Source organism: Thauera carbonicopians, assembly GCF_025699485.1.
Classification (GTDB): Bacteria; Pseudomonadota; Gammaproteobacteria; order Burkholderiales; family Rhodocyclaceae; genus Thauera.
In genome coordinates this window covers 30,511-47,524 of sequence record NZ_JANUXN010000003.1, presented here as the reverse complement: position 1 = coordinate 47,524, position 17,014 = coordinate 30,511, and the positions used below count along the sequence as shown (strand labels likewise).

The 17,014-nt window shown below is 67.4% G+C and carries 17 protein-coding genes; 7 read left to right on the top strand and 10 right to left on the bottom strand.

Annotation, left to right across the window (positions count from 1 at the left end; translation table 11 throughout):
* Positions 1 to 52 precede the first annotated feature (52 nt).
* Complete coding sequence (gene pncB, locus NX068_RS05255) at positions 53 to 1,450, top strand: nicotinate phosphoribosyltransferase (protein WP_263460239.1); 1,398 nt, start codon at positions 53 to 55, stop codon at positions 1,448 to 1,450.
* A gap of 55 nt (positions 1,451 to 1,505) precedes the next feature.
* Here pncB and lipA read toward each other — a convergent pair whose 3' ends face one another.
* From lipA to NX068_RS05205, 10 genes are all read right to left on the bottom strand, one after another.
* Positions 1,506 to 2,453, bottom strand: a complete 948-nt coding sequence (gene lipA / locus NX068_RS05250) for a lipoyl synthase (protein ID WP_068636735.1) — start codon at positions 2,451 to 2,453, stop codon at positions 1,506 to 1,508.
* 59 nt (positions 2,454 to 2,512) lie between these two features.
* On the bottom strand, positions 2,513 to 3,184 hold the full coding sequence (gene lipB / locus NX068_RS05245) for a lipoyl(octanoyl) transferase LipB (RefSeq protein ID WP_263460238.1): 672 nt from the start codon (positions 3,182 to 3,184) through the stop codon (positions 2,513 to 2,515).
* A complete protein-coding gene (locus NX068_RS05240; RefSeq protein WP_263460237.1) occupies positions 3,181 to 3,465 on the bottom strand; it encodes a YbeD family protein in 285 nt (94 codons plus the stop codon). Before NX068_RS05240 ends, lipB begins: the two co-directional genes overlap by 4 nt.
* An 11-nt stretch (positions 3,466 to 3,476) precedes the next feature.
* Positions 3,477 to 4,604, bottom strand: coding sequence for a D-alanyl-D-alanine carboxypeptidase family protein (locus tag NX068_RS05235; protein ID WP_263460236.1), 1,128 nt, complete (start codon positions 4,602 to 4,604; stop codon positions 3,477 to 3,479).
* Positions 4,605 to 4,735: 131 nt separating this feature from the next.
* Positions 4,736 to 5,932 carry a septal ring lytic transglycosylase RlpA family protein gene (locus NX068_RS05230; RefSeq protein ID WP_442806690.1) on the bottom strand — a complete coding sequence of 399 codons (1,197 nt, stop codon included), beginning with the start codon at positions 5,930 to 5,932 and terminating at the stop codon, positions 4,736 to 4,738.
* 17 nt (positions 5,933 to 5,949) lie between these two features.
* Positions 5,950 to 7,095, bottom strand: coding sequence for a rod shape-determining protein RodA (rodA, locus tag NX068_RS05225; protein ID WP_263460235.1), 1,146 nt, complete (start codon positions 7,093 to 7,095; stop codon positions 5,950 to 5,952).
* Positions 7,092 to 9,065 (bottom strand): penicillin-binding protein 2, encoded by a 1,974-nt coding sequence (gene mrdA / locus NX068_RS05220; RefSeq protein ID WP_263460234.1) that lies wholly within the window; start codon positions 9,063 to 9,065, stop codon positions 7,092 to 7,094. Before mrdA ends, rodA begins: the two co-directional genes overlap by 4 nt.
* A 13-nt stretch (positions 9,066 to 9,078) precedes the next feature.
* Positions 9,079 to 9,600 (bottom strand): rod shape-determining protein MreD, encoded by a 522-nt coding sequence (gene mreD / locus NX068_RS05215; RefSeq protein ID WP_263460233.1) that lies wholly within the window; start codon positions 9,598 to 9,600, stop codon positions 9,079 to 9,081.
* A gap of 3 nt (positions 9,601 to 9,603) precedes the next feature.
* Positions 9,604 to 10,476 (bottom strand): rod shape-determining protein MreC, encoded by an 873-nt coding sequence (gene mreC, locus NX068_RS05210; RefSeq protein ID WP_263460232.1) that lies wholly within the window; start codon positions 10,474 to 10,476, stop codon positions 9,604 to 9,606.
* A gap of 85 nt (positions 10,477 to 10,561) precedes the next feature.
* Entirely contained in the window at positions 10,562 to 11,605 is a 1,044-nt protein-coding gene (locus NX068_RS05205; RefSeq protein ID WP_068636726.1) for a rod shape-determining protein, read from the bottom strand.
* A 173-nt stretch (positions 11,606 to 11,778) separates the two neighbouring features.
* On the opposite strand from NX068_RS05205, the gene gatC reads away from it, so the two are divergent.
* The 6 genes from gatC (at position 11,779) to NX068_RS05175 (ending at position 16,994) form a co-directional block, all read left to right on the top strand.
* Positions 11,779 to 12,066: an Asp-tRNA(Asn)/Glu-tRNA(Gln) amidotransferase subunit GatC gene (gatC, locus tag NX068_RS05200; RefSeq protein WP_263460231.1), complete on the top strand. Its 288-nt coding sequence runs from the start codon at positions 11,779 to 11,781 to the stop codon at positions 12,064 to 12,066.
* A gap of 43 nt (positions 12,067 to 12,109) precedes the next feature.
* Entirely contained in the window at positions 12,110 to 13,582 is a 1,473-nt protein-coding gene (gene gatA / locus NX068_RS05195; RefSeq protein ID WP_263460230.1) for an Asp-tRNA(Asn)/Glu-tRNA(Gln) amidotransferase subunit GatA, read from the top strand.
* A gap of 16 nt (positions 13,583 to 13,598) precedes the next feature.
* Positions 13,599 to 14,096 carry a hypothetical protein gene (locus NX068_RS05190; protein ID WP_263460229.1) on the top strand — a complete coding sequence of 166 codons (498 nt, stop codon included), beginning with the start codon at positions 13,599 to 13,601 and terminating at the stop codon, positions 14,094 to 14,096.
* A gap of 34 nt (positions 14,097 to 14,130) precedes the next feature.
* Entirely contained in the window at positions 14,131 to 15,591 is a 1,461-nt protein-coding gene (gene gatB, locus NX068_RS05185) for an Asp-tRNA(Asn)/Glu-tRNA(Gln) amidotransferase subunit GatB (RefSeq protein ID WP_263460228.1), read from the top strand.
* Positions 15,592 to 15,681: 90 nt separating this feature from the next.
* Positions 15,682 to 16,539 (top strand): class II glutamine amidotransferase, encoded by an 858-nt coding sequence (locus NX068_RS05180; protein ID WP_263460227.1) that lies wholly within the window; start codon positions 15,682 to 15,684, stop codon positions 16,537 to 16,539.
* Positions 16,540 to 16,580: 41 nt separating this feature from the next.
* Complete coding sequence (locus NX068_RS05175; RefSeq protein WP_263460226.1) at positions 16,581 to 16,994, top strand: HIT family protein; 414 nt, start codon at positions 16,581 to 16,583, stop codon at positions 16,992 to 16,994.
* Positions 16,995 to 17,014 lie beyond the last annotated feature (20 nt).

Sequence of the window (17,014 nt, the reverse complement as noted above, 5' to 3'; positions counted from 1 at the left end):
CGGCAACATTGCCGAAACATGAAATTGCCGGGCCTCCGGCCAATGATCGCGAATGAAACCGCTCACCTTCACACCGATAGCCGCTGGAGGCATCGAACCAGTAAGTCCTGGCGAAGCACTGCCATCGGTGAAAGACGGCGAGGCACATCGTTTCCCGGTGTCCTGGGGTGCTCGTCCGGTTTTGCTGCTAAGTTTCCACCCTGATCCCAAGCTACTGGAAAACACCATGAAGCGCCCAGTCATCACCAGCCTGCTCGAAACCGATCTGTACAAGTTCACGATGTGGCAGACCATGCTGCACCGGAATCCGGCGAATCAGGCGGAGTACCGGTTCGTGTGCCGCAACAGGCCCGCTTTTCCGCTCGCCGAACTGGCAGACGAGGTGAATGCGGAGCTCGACGAGTTGTGCGCGCTGCACTTCCAGGCGGATGAACTGGCATACCTGCGCAGCCTGAGGTTCATCAAATCCGATTTCGTCGATTTCCTCTCGGTGTTCCAGCTGCAGCGCCGCTTCATCGAGGTCGGCACCAATGGCAATCAGCTCACCATCGCCGCACGCGGCCCTCAAGTGCATGTGATGCTTTTCGAGATTTATGTGCTGGCCATCGTGAACGAGCTGTACTTTCGCCGTCTCGGTGACGGCGAAGCCTGCCTTGCCGAAGCGCGGTTGCGGCTGCAGGCCAAGATCGAGCAGGTTCACAGGTTTCTGAGCACGGCCCAGGGCCATGCCAGGCATCCGTACGAGATTTCGGATTTCGGCCTGCGCCGCCGCTATTCGGGTGCGTGGCAGCGTGACGTGGTCGAGACGCTGAAACGGGAACTGCCCCTGCATTTCAAGGGTACTTCGAACGTCCTGCTGGCCAAGGACCTGCAGCTGACGCCGATGGGCACGATGGCACATGAATACCTGCAGTCCTACCAGGCTTCAGGCGTGCAGCTGCGCAAATTCCAGCAGGCGGCACTGGAGGACTGGGTGCAGGAATATCGCGGCGACCTGGGTATCGCGCTGACCGACGTCGTCGGCATGGACGCCTTCCTCGCCGACTTCGATCTCTACTTTGCCAAACTGTTCGATGGCTTGCGCCACGACTCGGGCGATCCCGTGGAGTGGGGCGAAAAGGCGCTCGCGCATTACGAGAAGCTGCGTATCGACCCGCATACCAAGCGCTTCGTCTTCAGCGATGGCCTTACCTTCCCGCAGACTTTCGATCTCTACAGGAAATTCGCCGACCGGACCCAGCTCGCATTCGGCATCGGCACCAACCTGACGAACGATATCGGCAAGACACCCCTGAACATCGTCATGAAGCTGGTCACCTGCAACGGCATGCCGGTGGCCAAGCTGTCGGATTCACCGGGAAAGACGCTGTGCGACGATGAAGTGTTTCTTTCCTACCTGCGCCAGGTTTTCGATTACACGGGTGCCGCGAGCGCAAGCACAGGCCAGTAAGGATCCGACGTGATACCGGCCAGGCCTCGATTGCGCATCTTCGACGACTGGGCGGTCAGACCACGCCTGCGCCGTGCGCCTGCTGATCTGCCCAGTAACTCGACCTGACCATCGGGCCGCAGGCGGCGTTGCGGAACCCCATCTTCAGCGCTTCGGTCTCGAACATCTTGAAGGTATCCGGGTGCACGTAGCGCAGCACCGGCAGGTGGCCGCCGGAGGGCTGCAGGTACTGGCCGATGGTCAGCATGTCGACGTCGTGGGCGCGCATGTCGCGCATGACTTCGAGGATTTCCTCGTCGGTCTCGCCGAGGCCGACCATCAGGCCGGACTTGGTCAGCACGTCCGGATGGCGGGCCTTGAACTGGCGCAGCAGTTCGAGCGAATAGGCATAGTCGGACCCCGGGCGCGCCTGCTTGTACAGCCGCGGCACGGTTTCGAGGTTGTGGTTCATGACGTCGGGCGGCGCCTGGTCGAAGATGTCGAGGGCGACTTCCATGCGGCCGCGGAAGTCGGGCACCAGCACTTCGATCGTCGTCGCCGGCGAGGCGCTGCGGGTCTCGCGGATGCATTCGACGAAGTGCTGGGCACCGCCGTCGCGCAGGTCGTCGCGGTCCACCGAGGTGATCACGACGTACTTCAGCCGCATCGCCGCGATGGTCTTGGCCAGATCGCGCGGCTCGTCGGCGTTCAGCGGCTCGGGGCGGCCGTGGCCGACATCACAGAAGGGACAGCGGCGGGTGCAGATGTCGCCCATGATCATGAAGGTGGCAGTGCCCTTGCCGAAACATTCGTGGATGTTCGGGCAGGACGCTTCTTCGCACACGGTGTGCAGCTTGTGCTCCCGCAGCGTGGCCTTGATCTCGTTGAAGCGCTCGGCTTCCTGGCCGGCGCCGAGCCGGATGCGGATCCAGTCGGGCTTCTGCAGGCGCTCGGCGGGGACGATCTTGATCGGGATGCGCGCCGTCTTTGCGGCGCCGCGCTGCTTGCGGGCGGGGGTTTCCACCGGGTTTTCCATGTTGTCCGCTCTCTGTGTGGTGTGGCGCTCTGGGTAGATGAGCGCGATTATGGCCCCGCCGGCGCCTCTTGCGCAGCCTGTTCAGGCTGATTGTACGCATCAGCCCGCGCTTCGATCGGCAGCAGCAGGCGCTGCAGATGGGCAAGCAGGCACTCGCCGACGGCTTCGGCGCCATCATCCACACCGAAATCCTTCATGCGGATGGTCTTGAGGCCCTCGTAGCCGCAGGGGTTGATCCAGCCGAAGGGCGTCAGGTCGGCATCGACGTTGATCGCGAGGCCATGGTAGCTGCAGCCGTTCTTGACCCGCAGGCCGAGCGCGGCGATCTTGTCGCCGGCGATGTAGACGCCGGGCGCGCCGTCCTTGCGCTCGGCGGCGAGGCCGTACCCGGCCAGGGTGTCGATGATCGCCTGCTCCATCAGATGGACCAGTTCGCGTACCTTGAGCCGGCGCCGCGGCAGGTCGATCAACAGGTAGGCGACGAGCTGGCCGGGGCCGTGGTAGGTGATCTGGCCGCCGCGGTCGATCTGCACCAGCGGGATGCCGGCCGGGTTGCACAGCAGGTGCTCGGCCTTGCCGGCCTGTCCCAGGGTATAGACCGGCGGATGCTGCAGCAGCCAGATCTCGTCCGGCGTGTCGTCGGTGCGCCCGGCGGTGAACACGCGCATCGCTTCCAGCGCCGGCGCGTAGTCCACCAGGCCGAGGCGCTTGACGATCACAGCACCACCTTGACCAGCGGGTGCGAAGTCAGCTCGCGATACAGCGCATCGACCTGCTGCTGCGAGGTGGCGCGGAAGGTGCAGGTCACCGCCAGGTAGTTGCCCTTGCTCGACGGCCGCATCTCGGCGCCGGCGGGCTCGAAGTCCGGCGCGTGGCGCAGCACCACTTCGATCACCGCCTGGGCGAAGCCGTCCACCCGCGCGCCCATGGCCTTGATCGGGAAGTCGCAAGGGTATTCGATCAGGGTCTGGCGCGGCTGCGCGCCGCTGTATTCGCTCATGCCGTGTACGCTCAGAGGTTCTTGAAGAACAGCACGATCGCGTCCCACAGACGGCCGAAGAAGCCGGCCACCGGCACGTCCTTGAGCGCGACCACCGGGTATTCGCCCAGCGGCTTGCCGTCGACGCTCAGCTTCAGCGTGCCGACCGGCTGGCCCTTCTCCAGCGGCGCGATCAGCGGCTGGCGGCTCTCCAGCGACACGGCGACGTTCTGCGCCGCCTCCTTGGGCAGCGACATGACGAAATCGCGGGTGAAGCCGACCGCCACTTCGTTGTCCTCGCCCTTCCAGACGCGGAACTGCGACAGCGCCTCGTCGGCCGAGTAGAGCTTGACCGTGTCGTAGAACTGGAAGCCGAAGTTCAGCAGCTTCAGCGACTCCTGCGCCCGCACGGTGTCGGAGGCGGCGCCGAGCACGACCGAGATCAGGCGGCGGGTTCCGCGCTGCGCAGTCGACACCAGGCAGTAGCCGGCGGTACTGGTGTGGCCGGTCTTCATGCCATCGACGGTGGCGTCCATGTACAGCAGGCGGTTGCGGTTGGGCTGCTTGATGCCGTTGTAGGTGAACTCCTTCAGCGAGTACAGGCTGTAGAACTCGGGGAAGTCGCGCACGATCGCGCTCGCCAGCAGGGCCAGGTCGCGCGCCGTGGTGTAGAGCTGCGGATCGGGCAGGCCGGTGGAGTTGGTGAAGTTGGTGTTGGTCATGCCCAGGCGCTGGGCTTCGCGATTCATCAGCGCGGCAAAGGCTTCCTCACTGCCGGCGATCGCCTCGGACAGCGCCACGCAGGCGTCGTTGCCCGACTGCACGATCACGCCGCGGATCAGTTCATCGACGGTCACCGGCTTGTTCGGCTCGATGAACATGCGCGAGCCTTCCATGCGCCAGGCCTTGGTCGACACCGGCACCACCTGGTCCGGCGTCAGCGTGCCCGCCTTCAACGCGCTGAAAGTCAGGTAGGCCGTCATCAGCTTGGTCAGCGAAGCCGGCTCGATGCGGGTGTCGGCATCCTTGTCGACGAGCACCTGCCCGGTGGCATGGTCGGCCAGCACCCAGGTATTGGCGGCCAGCGCCGGCGGCGGCACGGACTGCGCCAGCGCGGCAAGGGAAAACAGTGAAATCAGGACGGCAAGGACGAAACGCATGAGGGAACCCGGAAAGAAGAGGGAAAAAGCTGGCGGGAACGCCGGATTATAAGTGCCACCCCGGCCGCGGGCCAAAGGCGAAAGGCCTTGTTTCAACCCGCTGCGGCGGCGCAGCAGCCGGCAGCGGCCGTTCAGCGCACGATCACGAACGGCTTGAGCTTGAGCGCCGCCCCCATTCGCTCTGCCGCCGCCCGCGCGGCATCGACCGTGTCGTAGGGGCCGGCATGCAGGCGGAAGCGCTCGCCATCGGCGAACAGTTCGAGGCGCTCCGCATGCTCGCCGACCTCGTCCGCGACCGAGGCCTTGAAGCCTTCGGCATTGGCGCGCGAGGAGAACGCACCCAGCTGCAGGAAGATGCCGGCGCTGGCCGAGGCGATGTGCGGCACCAGGCCGTCACCCGCTTCCATTGCGGCAGGAGCCGCAGCACCGACCGCCGCAGTATCGACTGCCGCAGCTACCACACGTGCGGCGGCGCTCTGCCCTGCGGCTGCAGCAGCGCTGACCCCCGCACCCGACGGCGCCAGCGGCGGCAGCATGCGCGGCGCGGCGTCCACCACCTCGGCAGGGGCCTGTGCAGGCGCCGGTGGCGGCGCGGCTTCGGCGACCTGCTGGGCCTGGCGGCCACGTATCGGCGGCACGGGCCTTGCTGCCGCGAGCAACGGCAGTTCGTCCGGCAGGATCTGCTCGACTTCGACTTCCGCACTGCCGGCGTTGATGTAGCCCAGCTTGTGGGCCGCGGTATAGGACAGGTCGATGATGCGGCCCTTGTGGAAGGGGCCGCGGTCGTTGATCCGCACCACCACCGAGCGCCCGCTGGCCACGTGGGTGACGCGCACGTAGCTCGGAATCGGCAGCGTCGGGTGCGCGGCGGTCATCGCATACATGTCGTAGGGTTCGCCGCTGGACGTGGGATTGCCATGGAAGCGGCGGCCGTACCAGCTCGCCCGCCCACGCTCGCGGTGAGGCTTGAGTTCGGTGGCCGGCACGTAGCCCTTGCCGAAAACGTTGTAGGGCCGGTTGGCGAAGCGGTGCAGCGGCTCCAGGCGGGGCTCGGCGTCGGGAATGGCGTCGAGGTTGTCGGGCGGCACCTCGTCCGGGCCGTCGTCCTTGTAATAGCCGCCGCCCCGGCCGGCGGGCTTCGCCGCACTCGCCGCAGGCGGCTCGGCCGCGGCGCTGCCTTCATCGCGTTTCGGCGCGGATCCGCAGGCCGACAGCAGCACGACGGCAAACGCCAGCACGGCCGCGCCGGCCAGCCCGCGGCAGCGCGATCGCCGCATCGCCGGGGTGCTGACGCTTCCGGCATCGGCCTGGGCAGGATCGGATTTCATCGGCGCTCCTCGGTTGTTCAAGCCTTGCGCGCCGTCAGCCGGCTGCGCTGGATGCTCATCAGGATACCCACGCCCAGACACAGCGTGACGAGCGCGGTTCCCCCATAGCTGATGAAGGGCAGCGGCACGCCCACGACGGGCAGGATGCCGCTGACCATGCCCATGTTCACGAAGGCATAGGTGAAGAAGATCATCGTGATCGCGCCGGCGAGCAGGCGCGATGCATGCGTGGGCGCGAAGGCCGCGATGACGAAGCCGCGCACGATCAGCAGCAGGTAGGTCGCCAGCAGCACGACGGCGCCGATCAGGCCGAATTCCTCGGCCAGCACGGCGAAGATGAAGTCGGTATGGCGCTCGGGCAGGAAGGCGAGATGAGTCTGGGTGCCTTCCATCCAGCCCTTGCCCATCAGCCCGCCGGAGCCGATGGCGATGGTGGACTGGATGATGTGGAAACCCTTGCCGAGCGGGTCGCGCGTCGGGTCGAGCAGGGTGCACACGCGCTGCTTCTGGTATTCGCGCAACACCTGCCAATCGACTTCGGGCTGGCACAGCGTGTCGCCGAAGGCGACGACCGAGCCCAGGCCGATGACCAGCGCGACCATCAGCGGCACGATCAGCTTCCACGACAGGCCGGCGAAATAGATCACGTACAGGCCGGAAGCGGCGACCAGCAGGCTGGTGCCGAGATCGGGCTGGATCAGGATCAGACCGACCGGTACCACCAGCAGCGCGCCGGCGATGAGGAAATCGACGAAGCGGGTGTGGCCTTCGCGCTGGTGGAAGTACCAGGCCAGCATCAGCGGCATCGAGATCTTCATGATCTCGGACGGCTGGATGCGGGTGATGCCGATGTCGAGCCAGCGCCGCGCGCCCTTCGAGATCTCGCCGAACAGATCGACGCCGATCAGCAGCACCACGCCGAGCGCATACAGTGGCAGCGCGAGCCGCAGCAGATGCGCGGGCGTCAGCCAGGCCATCGCCCACATCGCCGCCAGCGCAATGGCGAAATGCAGCGCCTGGTTGTCCAGGCGCTCGGGCGAGGCGCTCTGCATCAGCACCCAGGCATAACCGAGCAGCACCGCCAGCAGCAGCATCAGGATCGGGTCGATCGGCCGCAGGAAGGCGCGCACGAGCGCGAGCGGGTTGAAACGCCAATTGCTCATCGCAGGCTCCCTGCCGGCGCTTCGGCCGCCGCGGCACCGGCCGCCGCGGCATCGGTCGGGGCCGTTTCGGCCTGCTCGCCGCCTTCGAGTTCGCCGGCGACGGCATCCTCTGCCGCCGGTTCGCCCGCTTGCCGGTGCAGCAGGTAATAGTCCATCACCTGGCGCGCGATCGGTGCCGCCGACTGTGCGCCGAAGCCGCCGTTCTCGACCAGCACCGCGAGCGCGATACGCGGTGCCTCCGCCGGCGCATAGGCGATGAACCAGGAATGATCGCGCAGGCGCTCGCGCACGCGCCCCTCGACGTAGCGCTGGCCGCGCAGCGAGAACACCTGCGCCGTGCCGGTCTTGCCGCCCGAGGTGTATTCCGCCCCCTGGAAGGCGCGCTTGCCGGTACCGCTGATATTCACGCCGACCATGCCGTCGCGCACCGCCCTGATGTTGCTCGTCTTGAGCGGAATCTCGCGCAGCGGCTCGGGTTCCACCGCACGCCGCTGCCCGGTGCGCGAATCGACGACGTAGCGCACGATGTGCGGCCGGTACAGCTTGCCGTCGTTGACCAGCGCCGCCAGCGCATTGGCCAGTTGCAGCGGCGTGAAGGCGTTGTAGCCCTGGCCGATGCCGACCGAGATCGTCTCGCCGGCGAACCACTGCTGCTGTTCGGCGCGGCGGAAGCGCTGGCGCTTCCATTCCGGCGAGGGCAGCACGCCATTGGCTTCGCCCGGCAGGTCGATGCCGGTGCGCGCACCGAAGCCGAACGGCGCCATGAACTTGGCGATGTTGTCGATGCCGAGATCATGGGCGAGCTGGTAATAGTAGGTATTGCACGACACGACGATGGACTTGTGCAGGTCGACCATGCCGTGGCCGCCGACCTTGTCATCCATGAAACGATGGTTGCCGAGGGTGAAATAGCCGAAGTCGGCGATCGCCTGCCCCGGCGTGCGCCTGCCCGTCTCCAGCCCGGCCAGCGCCATGAAGGGCTTGAACGTGGAGCCCGGCGGATAGGCCGAATAGATCGCGCGGTTCAGCAGCGGATGGTCGGGCGATTCGTTGAGCGCCTTCCAGTCCTGGGTGGAAATGCCATCGACGAACAGGTTGGGATCGAAGCTCGGCGTCGACACCAGCGCCAGCACGCCACCGGTGGACGGCTCGATCGCCACCAGCGCGCCGCGGCGCGCGCCGAAGGCGCTTTCGGCCACGCGCTGCAGCTCGATGTCGAGCGTCAGCTCGAGGTCGTTGCCCGACGTCGGCGCGATGCTCGACAGCGCGCGCACCGCCCGCCCGCCGGCATTGACCTCGACCTGCTCGATGCCGGTGGTGCCATGCAGCTCGGATTCGTAGAACTGCTCCAGCCCGGCCTTGCCGATGTGCTGGGTACCGCGGTAATTGGCGGTTTCGCCCGCTTCCTCGATGCGCTCGACATCGCGCTGGTTGATGCGGCCGATGTAGCCGACGACGTGCGCCCCCACCGTGCCCTGCGGATAGTCGCGCAGCAGCCGCGCCTTCACGTCGACGCCCGGCAGGCGATAGCGCTGCGATACCACGCGGGCGACTTCCTCGTCGCTGAGGCGGCTGCGCACCGGCACGCTCTCGAAGCTGCGGCTTTCCTCCAGCAGCTTCATGAAGCGCCGGCGTTCGCGCGGCTCGATCGCCACCAGGGTGGCGAGTTCGTCCAGCGTGCCCTGGATGTCCTTGACCTGCGACGGCGTGATCTCCAGCGTGTAGGTGGCGTAGTTGCGCGCCAGCACGACGCCGTTGCGGTCGACGATGGTGCCGCGATGCGGCACTTTCGGCAGCAGCGCGATGCGGTTGTCCTCGGCCCGCGTCAGGTAGTAATCGTGGCGCACCACCTGCAGGTAATGGAAGCGCGCCGCCAGCAGGCCCAGGCAGACGCAGACGAACAGCATCGCCACCACCACCCGCAGGCGGAAGCGGGCGAGCTCCTGGGCGGTGGAACGAATCTCCGTCATCCGCTGCGTGGCCTCAGATCGGCCGGTTGTCGTCGCGGTCGACCGGCTGGTACTGCGGCAGCAGCAGCAGCATCGACAGCGGCGCCCACAGCGCGGTACTGCTCAGGCTGGAAAGGAAGTAGGACCAGCCCGGGAACTCGGCGCCGGCCAGCAGGCGCACCACCAGCATCAGCGCCTGGGTCAGCAGGAACAGCGGCAGGAAATGCAGCGCCTGCTGCCACAGCGGGAACCACATCACCCGCCGCGCCGCGCCGTTGGCCAGATAGGCCAGCACCACGTAGGCCAGCGCATGCTGGCCCATCGCCGCCCCCTGGCCGACGTCGACCAGCAGGCCGAGCACGAAGCCCGCGCCCATGCCGATGCGCTGCGGCTCGCGCACGCACCAGATCGCCAGTACCAGCGCCACCCAGTCGGGAATGCCCGGCGCCCGCCCGGTCGGGATGTATTCAAGCCCGAGCGCGACGATCAGGCTGAGATAGACGAACCACAGCTTGACCGGCAGCAGGATGCGGCTGGAACGGTTGGTCGGCTGCATCGTTCAGCGCTCCTGGTCCGGTGCCGGCGGAGGCGGCGGGTAGGCGGTGCGGCCGATCACCAGCACCTGCACGCTGGTGTCGATGTCCGCCAGCGGCTCGCAATCGATGCGGGCGAAGGCATCGGAGCTGCGGTCGACCATGGTCACGTCCGCCACCGGCAGGCCGGGCACGAAGATGCCGTCGAGGCCGGACGTGACGAGCCGGTCGCCTTCACGGATGTCGGCATCGGCCAGCACGAAGCGCATTTCCAAGCGGCCGCGGCCGGTGCCGAACAGCACGCCGCGCACGCCGTTGCGCAGCACGCTGACCGGAATCGACTGGTTGCGGTCGGTGAGCAGGGTGACCTCGGACTGCACCGGATGCACGCGCGTGACCTGGCCGACCACGCCTTTGGCGTCGATCACCGCCAGCCCGGCTTCGACGCCCTGCTGCGCGCCGCGGTCGAGGATGACCTTGCGGGCGAAGGGGTCGGGCGCGTTGTAGAGGATGTCGGCGGCAACGCTCTTGACGTCGATGCGCTGCGACATGCCGAGCAGGCCGCGGAGTTCGGCATTCTCCTTTTCGAGCAGCTCGAAGCGCAGCAGACGTTCGCCGGTCGTCAGATGGTCCCGGCGCAGCTCGGCGTTCTCGAGCTGGACTTCGACCAGGGTGGCGAAATAGCGCGAGGCGTTGCGCACGAAGTCGGCCGGCTTGGCGGCGGCCATCTGCAGCGGGTAGGTCACCACCGACAAGGCATTGCGCACCACTTCCAGATAACGGAAACGCAGGTCCGCCACCAGCAGCACCAGGCAGATGGCGACGAACACCGACAGGCGCGCGACGGGTGTCAGTCCGCGCTTGAAGATCGGAGGGGTCTTGTGGCCGACTAGAGACATCCGGGAAACCAGAAGCCACCGGATCGAAAGCGGTGGCGTGGACGATGACGAAGGCAGGCCCCGGCGGCAAGGCCGGGGCAACGGCTCACTCGGAAGTGAAGATCGCCGCGAGCTTGTCCATCTTGTCGAGCGCCATGCCGCAGCCGCGCGCGACGCAGGTCAGCGGCTCCTCGGCGACCACCACCGGCAGACCGGTTTCCTCCATCAGCAGGCGGTCGAGGTCGCGCACCAGCGCGCCGCCGCCGGTCATCATCAGGCCGCGCTCGGCGATGTCGGCGCCGAGTTCGGGCGGCGTCTGCTCGAGGCCGATCTTGACCGCGGAGACGATCTGGTTGAGCGGCTCGGCCAGCGCTTCGAGGATCTCGTTGGACGACACCGTGAAGCTGCGCGGAATGCCTTCGGCCAGGTTGCGGCCCTTGACTTCCATTTCGCGCACTTCGGAGCCGGGGAAGGCCGAGCCGATCTCCTTCTTGATCTTCTCGGCGGTGGTTTCGCCGATCAGCATGCCGTAGTTGCGGCGGATGTAATTGACGATGGCCTCGTCGAACTTGTCGCCGCCGACGCGGATGCTGCCCGAGTAGACGATGCCGCCGAGCGAGATCACGCCGACTTCGGTGGTGCCGCCGCCGATGTCCACCACCATCGAGCCGGTCGCGTCCGACACCGGCAGGCCGGCACCGATCGCCGCAGCCATCGGCTCCTCGATCAGGAAGACCTGCGAGGCGCCGGCTGCCAGCGCGGCGTCGCGGATCGCGCGGCGTTCGACCTGGGTGGAGCCGCAGGGCACGCAGATGATGATGCGCGGCGAAGGCGACAGCAGGCGCGAGTCATGCACCTTCTTGATGAACTGCTTGATCATCTGCTCGGTGACGACGAAGTCGGCGATCACGCCGTCCTTCATCGGCCGAATCGCGGTGATGTTGCCGGGCGTCTTGCCCAGCATCTGCTTGGCGGTGTGGCCGACGGCCTGGATCGAGCGCTTGGCGTTGGGGCCGCCTTCGGTGCGGATCGCCACCACCGAGGGTTCGTCGAGCACGATGCCCTTGCCGCGCACGTAGATCAGCGTGTTGGCGGTGCCGAGGTCGATCGCGAGATCGTTGGAAAAATAGGAGCGCAGGAAACCGAACATGAGGCCTTCCGAAACCGGTGGGATGGTTGAGCCGCGTGGCGCACCTGACGAAGGCATGGTGCGCCGCAACGCGAGCGCCCCGCTCGCTGCCGCCCGATGGCGCAGCCCCGGCGGGGCAAAGACGATTATGATAACCTACAAACCTTTGTGGATTCAGCAGGTTTTGTTACCTCATGTCGCTTTCCAATGAACAAGTCGGGCACCTCGCCCGCCTCGCGCGCATCGCCCTTTCCGATGCCGAAATCGACGCCACCCGCGACAAGCTGAACGGCATCTTCGGCCTCATCGAGCAGATGCAGGCGGTCGACACGACCGGCGTCGAGCCCATGAGCCATCCACAGGAGCTCGCCACCCGCCTGCGCGAGGACCTCGTCACCGAGCAGGACAGGCGCGCCGCCTTCCAGCAGGTCGCCCCGCAGACCGAGGCCGGGCTGTACCTGGTACCGAAAGTCATCGAATGATCCGCGGCGCGCCTGGCGCGCCTTCACCTGGCTTGCCGAACACATGATCCACGCTTCCCTTCCGGAACTGCGCCGCGCGCTCGACGCCCGGCAGATTTCCAGCGTCGAGCTCGCGACCCTGTTCCTCGACCGCATCGACGCGCTCGATCCGCAGCTCAACGCCTTCATCACCGTCGACCGCGACGGCGCGCTGGCCGCTGCCCGCGCCGCCGACGCGCGCATCGCCGCCGGCCGGGCCGGTGCGCTGACCGGCATCCCGCTCGCCCACAAGGACGTGTTCTGCACCGAAGGCGTGCTGACCACCTGCGGCTCGAAGATGCTGTCGAATTTCGTCAGCCCCTACGACGCCCACATCGTCGGCCTGCTCAAGGCCGCCGGCGCGGTCGGCCTGGGCAAGACCAACATGGACGAGTTCGCGATGGGCTCGTCCAACGAAAGCTCCTTCTACGGCGCGGTGAAGAACCCGTGGAATCCCGAGCGCGTGCCGGGCGGTTCGTCCGGCGGTTCGGCCGCGGCGGTGGCGGCGCGCCTGGCGCCGATCGCCACCGGCACCGACACCGGCGGCTCGGTGCGCCAGCCGGCGGCCTTCTGCGGCATCACCGGCATCAAGCCGACCTACGGCGTGGTCAGCCGCTACGGCATGATCGCCTACGCTTCCTCGCTCGACCAGGGCGGCGCCTTCGGCGCCAGCGCCGAGGACTGCGCGCTGCTGCTGTCGGCGATGGCCGGCTTCGACCCGCGCGATTCGACCAGCCTGGATCGCCCGGCCGAGGACTACGCCGCCGCGCTCGCCGCACCGGCCGCGGCACGGCCGCTCGAAGGCCTGCGCATCGGCCTGCCGCGCGAGTTCTTCGCCGAAGGCATGGCCGAGGGCGTGCGGACCGCGGTCGACGCCGCGATCGAACAATACCGCGCGCTCGGCGCCACCACGGTCGAAGTGTCGCTGCCCAACGCCAGGCTGGCGATTCCCGCCTACTACGTGATCGCGCCGGCCGAATGCTCGAGCAACCTGTCGCGCTTCGACGGCGTGCGCTACGGCCACCGCGCGGCCGAATACGGCGACCTCGCCGACATGTACGGCAAGACCCGCGCCGAAGGCTTCGGCGCCGAAGTCAAGCGCCGCATCCTGGTCGGCACCTACGTGCTGTCGCACGGCTATTACGACGCCTACTACCTGCAGGCGCAGCGCCTGCGCCGGCTGATCGCGCAGGACTTCCAGGCCGCGCTGCAGCACTGCGACCTCATCGCCGGCCCGACCACGCCGACCACCGCCTGGGCGCTGGGCCAGATGGCGGACGACCCGGTGCAGATGTACCTGTCGGACATCTTCACCCTCGCGGTCAACCTCGCCGGCCTGCCCGGCCTGTCGCAGCCCTGCGGCTTCGGCAGCGACGGCCTGCCGGTGGGCCTGCAGCTGATCGGCGACTACTTCGGCGAAGCCCGCCTGCTGAACGCTGCCCACCGCTTCCAGCAGGCGACCGACTGGCATGCGCGCCGGCCGGCGATCGCGGCTTGAGCCGATGATGCCTTTCGTGCCCCCAATCCCGCCGCGCCGGCTGCTGCGCGCCGGCCTGGCCGCAGCCGCGGCCGGCCTGCTCGCTTCCTGCGCCACGCCGCCGTGGCAGGCGCCGGGCCCGGCCGAAAGCGAAACACGGCCGAGCGAACGCCCCGGCCGCCTGAAGCCGATGCCGGTGCGCCCGCTCGACGTCCAGGCCGACTGCCGCTTCCGCGACGAGACCGGCTACAGCGCGACCGCGGTGCTCGACATCAGCCACTCCGACGTCAAGCGCTTCAGCGCCACGGTGGACATCCCGCGCCGCGGCAGCTGCCGCTTCGACGGCCCCTTCACCCAGACGCGCCGCATGCCCAGCGTGGAGCTGCGCGCCAAGGACGGCTGCACGGTCAACATCTGGGAGCAGGGCAACCAGGTCACGGTGGGCTTTTCCGATTGCGCGCGGCGCTGCAGCCGCGGCACCTTCGACTACGTATGGCCGATCATCGTCGATCGGACCAGCGGCCAGTGCCATTGAGCCGGCGCCGCGAACCGCAACAAGAGAAACGACCATGAGCAGAACGGATTGGGAAGTCGTGATCGGGCTGGAAGTCCATGCCCAGCTCAACACCGCCAGCAAGATCTTTTCCGGCGCCAGCACCGCCTTCGGCGCCGAGCCCAACGTGCAGGCCAGCGCGGTGGACATCGCCTTGCCGGGCGTGCTGCCGGTGCTGAACCGCGGCGCGGTCGAGCGCGCGATCCGCTTCGGCCTCGCGATCGGCGCCTACGTCGCGGAAAAGAGCGTGTTCGCGCGCAAGAACTACTTCTACCCCGACCTGCCGAAGGGCTACCAGATCAGCCAGATGGACCTGCCGGTGGTGCAGGGCGGCGTGATCACGATCCGCGTCGGCGAAGGTGAGCAAGCCTACGAGAAGACCGTGCGCCTGACCCGCGCCCACCTCGAAGAGGATGCCGGCAAGAGCCTGCACGAGGACTTCCACGGCATGACCGGCATCGACCTCAACCGCGCCGGCACGCCGCTGCTCGAGATCGTCTCCGAGCCCGACATGCGCTCCTCGGCCGAAGCCGTGGCCTACGCCCGCTCGCTGCATGCGCTGGTACGCTGGATCGACATCTGCGACGGCAACATGCAGGAAGGCTCCTTCCGCTGCGACGCCAACGTGTCGGTGCGCAGGAAGGGCGCGACCGAATTCGGCACCCGCCGCGAGATCAAGAACCTGAACTCCTTCCGCTTCCTGCAGCAGGCGATCGACTACGAAGTGCAGTGGCAGATCGACACCATCGAGGACGGCGGCCGCGTGCAGCAGGCCACCGTACTGTTCGATCCCGACAGCGGCGAGACGCGCATGATGCGCAGCAAGGAAGACGCCCACGACTACCGCTACTTCCCCGACCCCGACCTGCTGCCGCTGCTGATCTCGCCCGACTGGAAGGCGCGCGTGCAGGCGGAGATGCCCGAACTGCCGGGCGCGATGAAGGCCCGCTTCATGGACGAATGGGGCCTGTCCGCCTACGACGCCACCACGCTGACGGCCTCGAAGGAAGTCGCCGATTTCTACCAGGCGACGGTGACGGCCGCCGGTCCGGCGCTGGCCAAGCCCTGCGCCAACTGGGTCATGGGCGACCTCGCGGCGCGCCTGAACAAGGCCGAACTCGACATCGGCGCCTCGCCGGTGTCGGCCGCCCAGCTTGCCGGCCTGGTGATGCGCATCGCCGACAACACCCTCTCCAACGCCATCGGCAAGAAAGTGTTCGAGGCGCTGTGGAACGGCGAAGGCCTGAGCGCCGACGAGATCATCGACAGGCAGGGCCTGAAGCAGGTCACCGACAGCGGCGCGATCGAGGCGATGATCGACGAAGTGCTGGCGGCCAACCAGAAGTCGGTGGACGAATTCCGCGCCGGCAAGGAAAAGGCCTTCAACGCGCTGGTCGGCCAGGTCATGAAGGCCAGCAAGGGCAAGGCCAGCCCGGCGCAGGTCAACGAGCTGCTGAAAAAGAAGCTCGGCGCCTGAGGCAGGCAGGCACGAGGCAAGGGGCGCGACCATCGGCCGCGCCCGCTTCGCTATACTGCCGGTTCCCGTACCGACATCGCGGAGACTCCGATGTGCCAGCTGCTCGGCATGAACTGCAATGTGCCGACCGATATCTGTTTCTCCTTCGCCGGCTTTCGTGCCCGCGGCGGCCTCACCGACCACCACCGTGACGGCTGGGGCATCGCGTTCTTCGAAGGCGCCGGGGTGCGCGTCTTCCTCGATCCCAGCCCGAGCGCGGATTCGCCGGTCGCCGAACTGGTCAAGCACTACCCGATCCACTCGCTCAACGTCATCGCCCACATCCGCAAGGCCACGCAGGGCGTCGTCGGGCTCGAAAACACCCATCCCTTCCAGCGCGAGCTGTGGGGGCGCTACTGGATCTTCGCCCACAACGGCAACCTGAAAGGCTTCGCCCCCAGGCTGTCCGGCCGCTTCCAGCCGGTCGGCAACACCGACTCCGAGCTCGCCTTCTGCTACATCCTCGACCGCCTGGCCCAGCGTTTCCCACAAGGCACGCAAGACACTGCCGAGCTGCATGCCGCATTGCGCGAGCTGGCGCTCGAAGTCGGCAGCCTCGGCGAATTCAACTTCCTGCTGTCGGACGGCAAGCGCCTGTTCGCGCACTGTTCGTCGCGGCTGTGCTACATCGTCCGCAAAGCGCCTTTCCCGGTGGCCCACCTGGCCGACGAGGACGTCACCGTCGACTTCAACCAGGTCACGACGCCGTCCGACCGGGTCGCCGTGATCGCCACCACACCGCTGACCGACAACGAGGCCTGGATCCAGATTCCGCCCGGCAACCTGTTCGCCTTCCATGACGGCGAGCCGGTCGACATGGCCGAAACCCGCACGGTGGCGCAGGACTATCCGCGGCGCGATGCCGGTTGTGAGCAACAATTCCTCGCCCCGGCCGCACGGAGCCGCTAGAGTTCCGCGGTTTCCCGCCATTCAAGCCGTCGAGGATCGCCATGGATTGTCCGCTGTGCCCCGCATCTGCCGAACAGCTCATCTGGGAGGACGGGCGCTGCCGCGTCATTCGCGTCGATGACGACGCCCACCCCGGCTTCTGCCGCGTGATCTGGAACGAGCACGTCGCCGAGATGAGCGACCTGCTGCCGGCAGACCGGCGCCACCTACTCGACGTCGTGCTGGCCACCGAAAGCGCGCTGCGCACCCTGCTTCACCCGGACAAGATCAACCTCGCCAGCTTCGGCAACATGGTGCCGCATCTCCATTGGCACGTGATTCCGCGCTATCGCGACGACCGCCACTTCCCCGAATCGGTCTGGGGACCGGCCCAGCGCCAGGGCGTCGTCCATGCCGCTGCCGACCCGGTCGCGCTGGCGCGCGCCATCGACAGCGCCCTCGCCGCCCAGGCCTGATCCACCTTTCCCCACGCCTT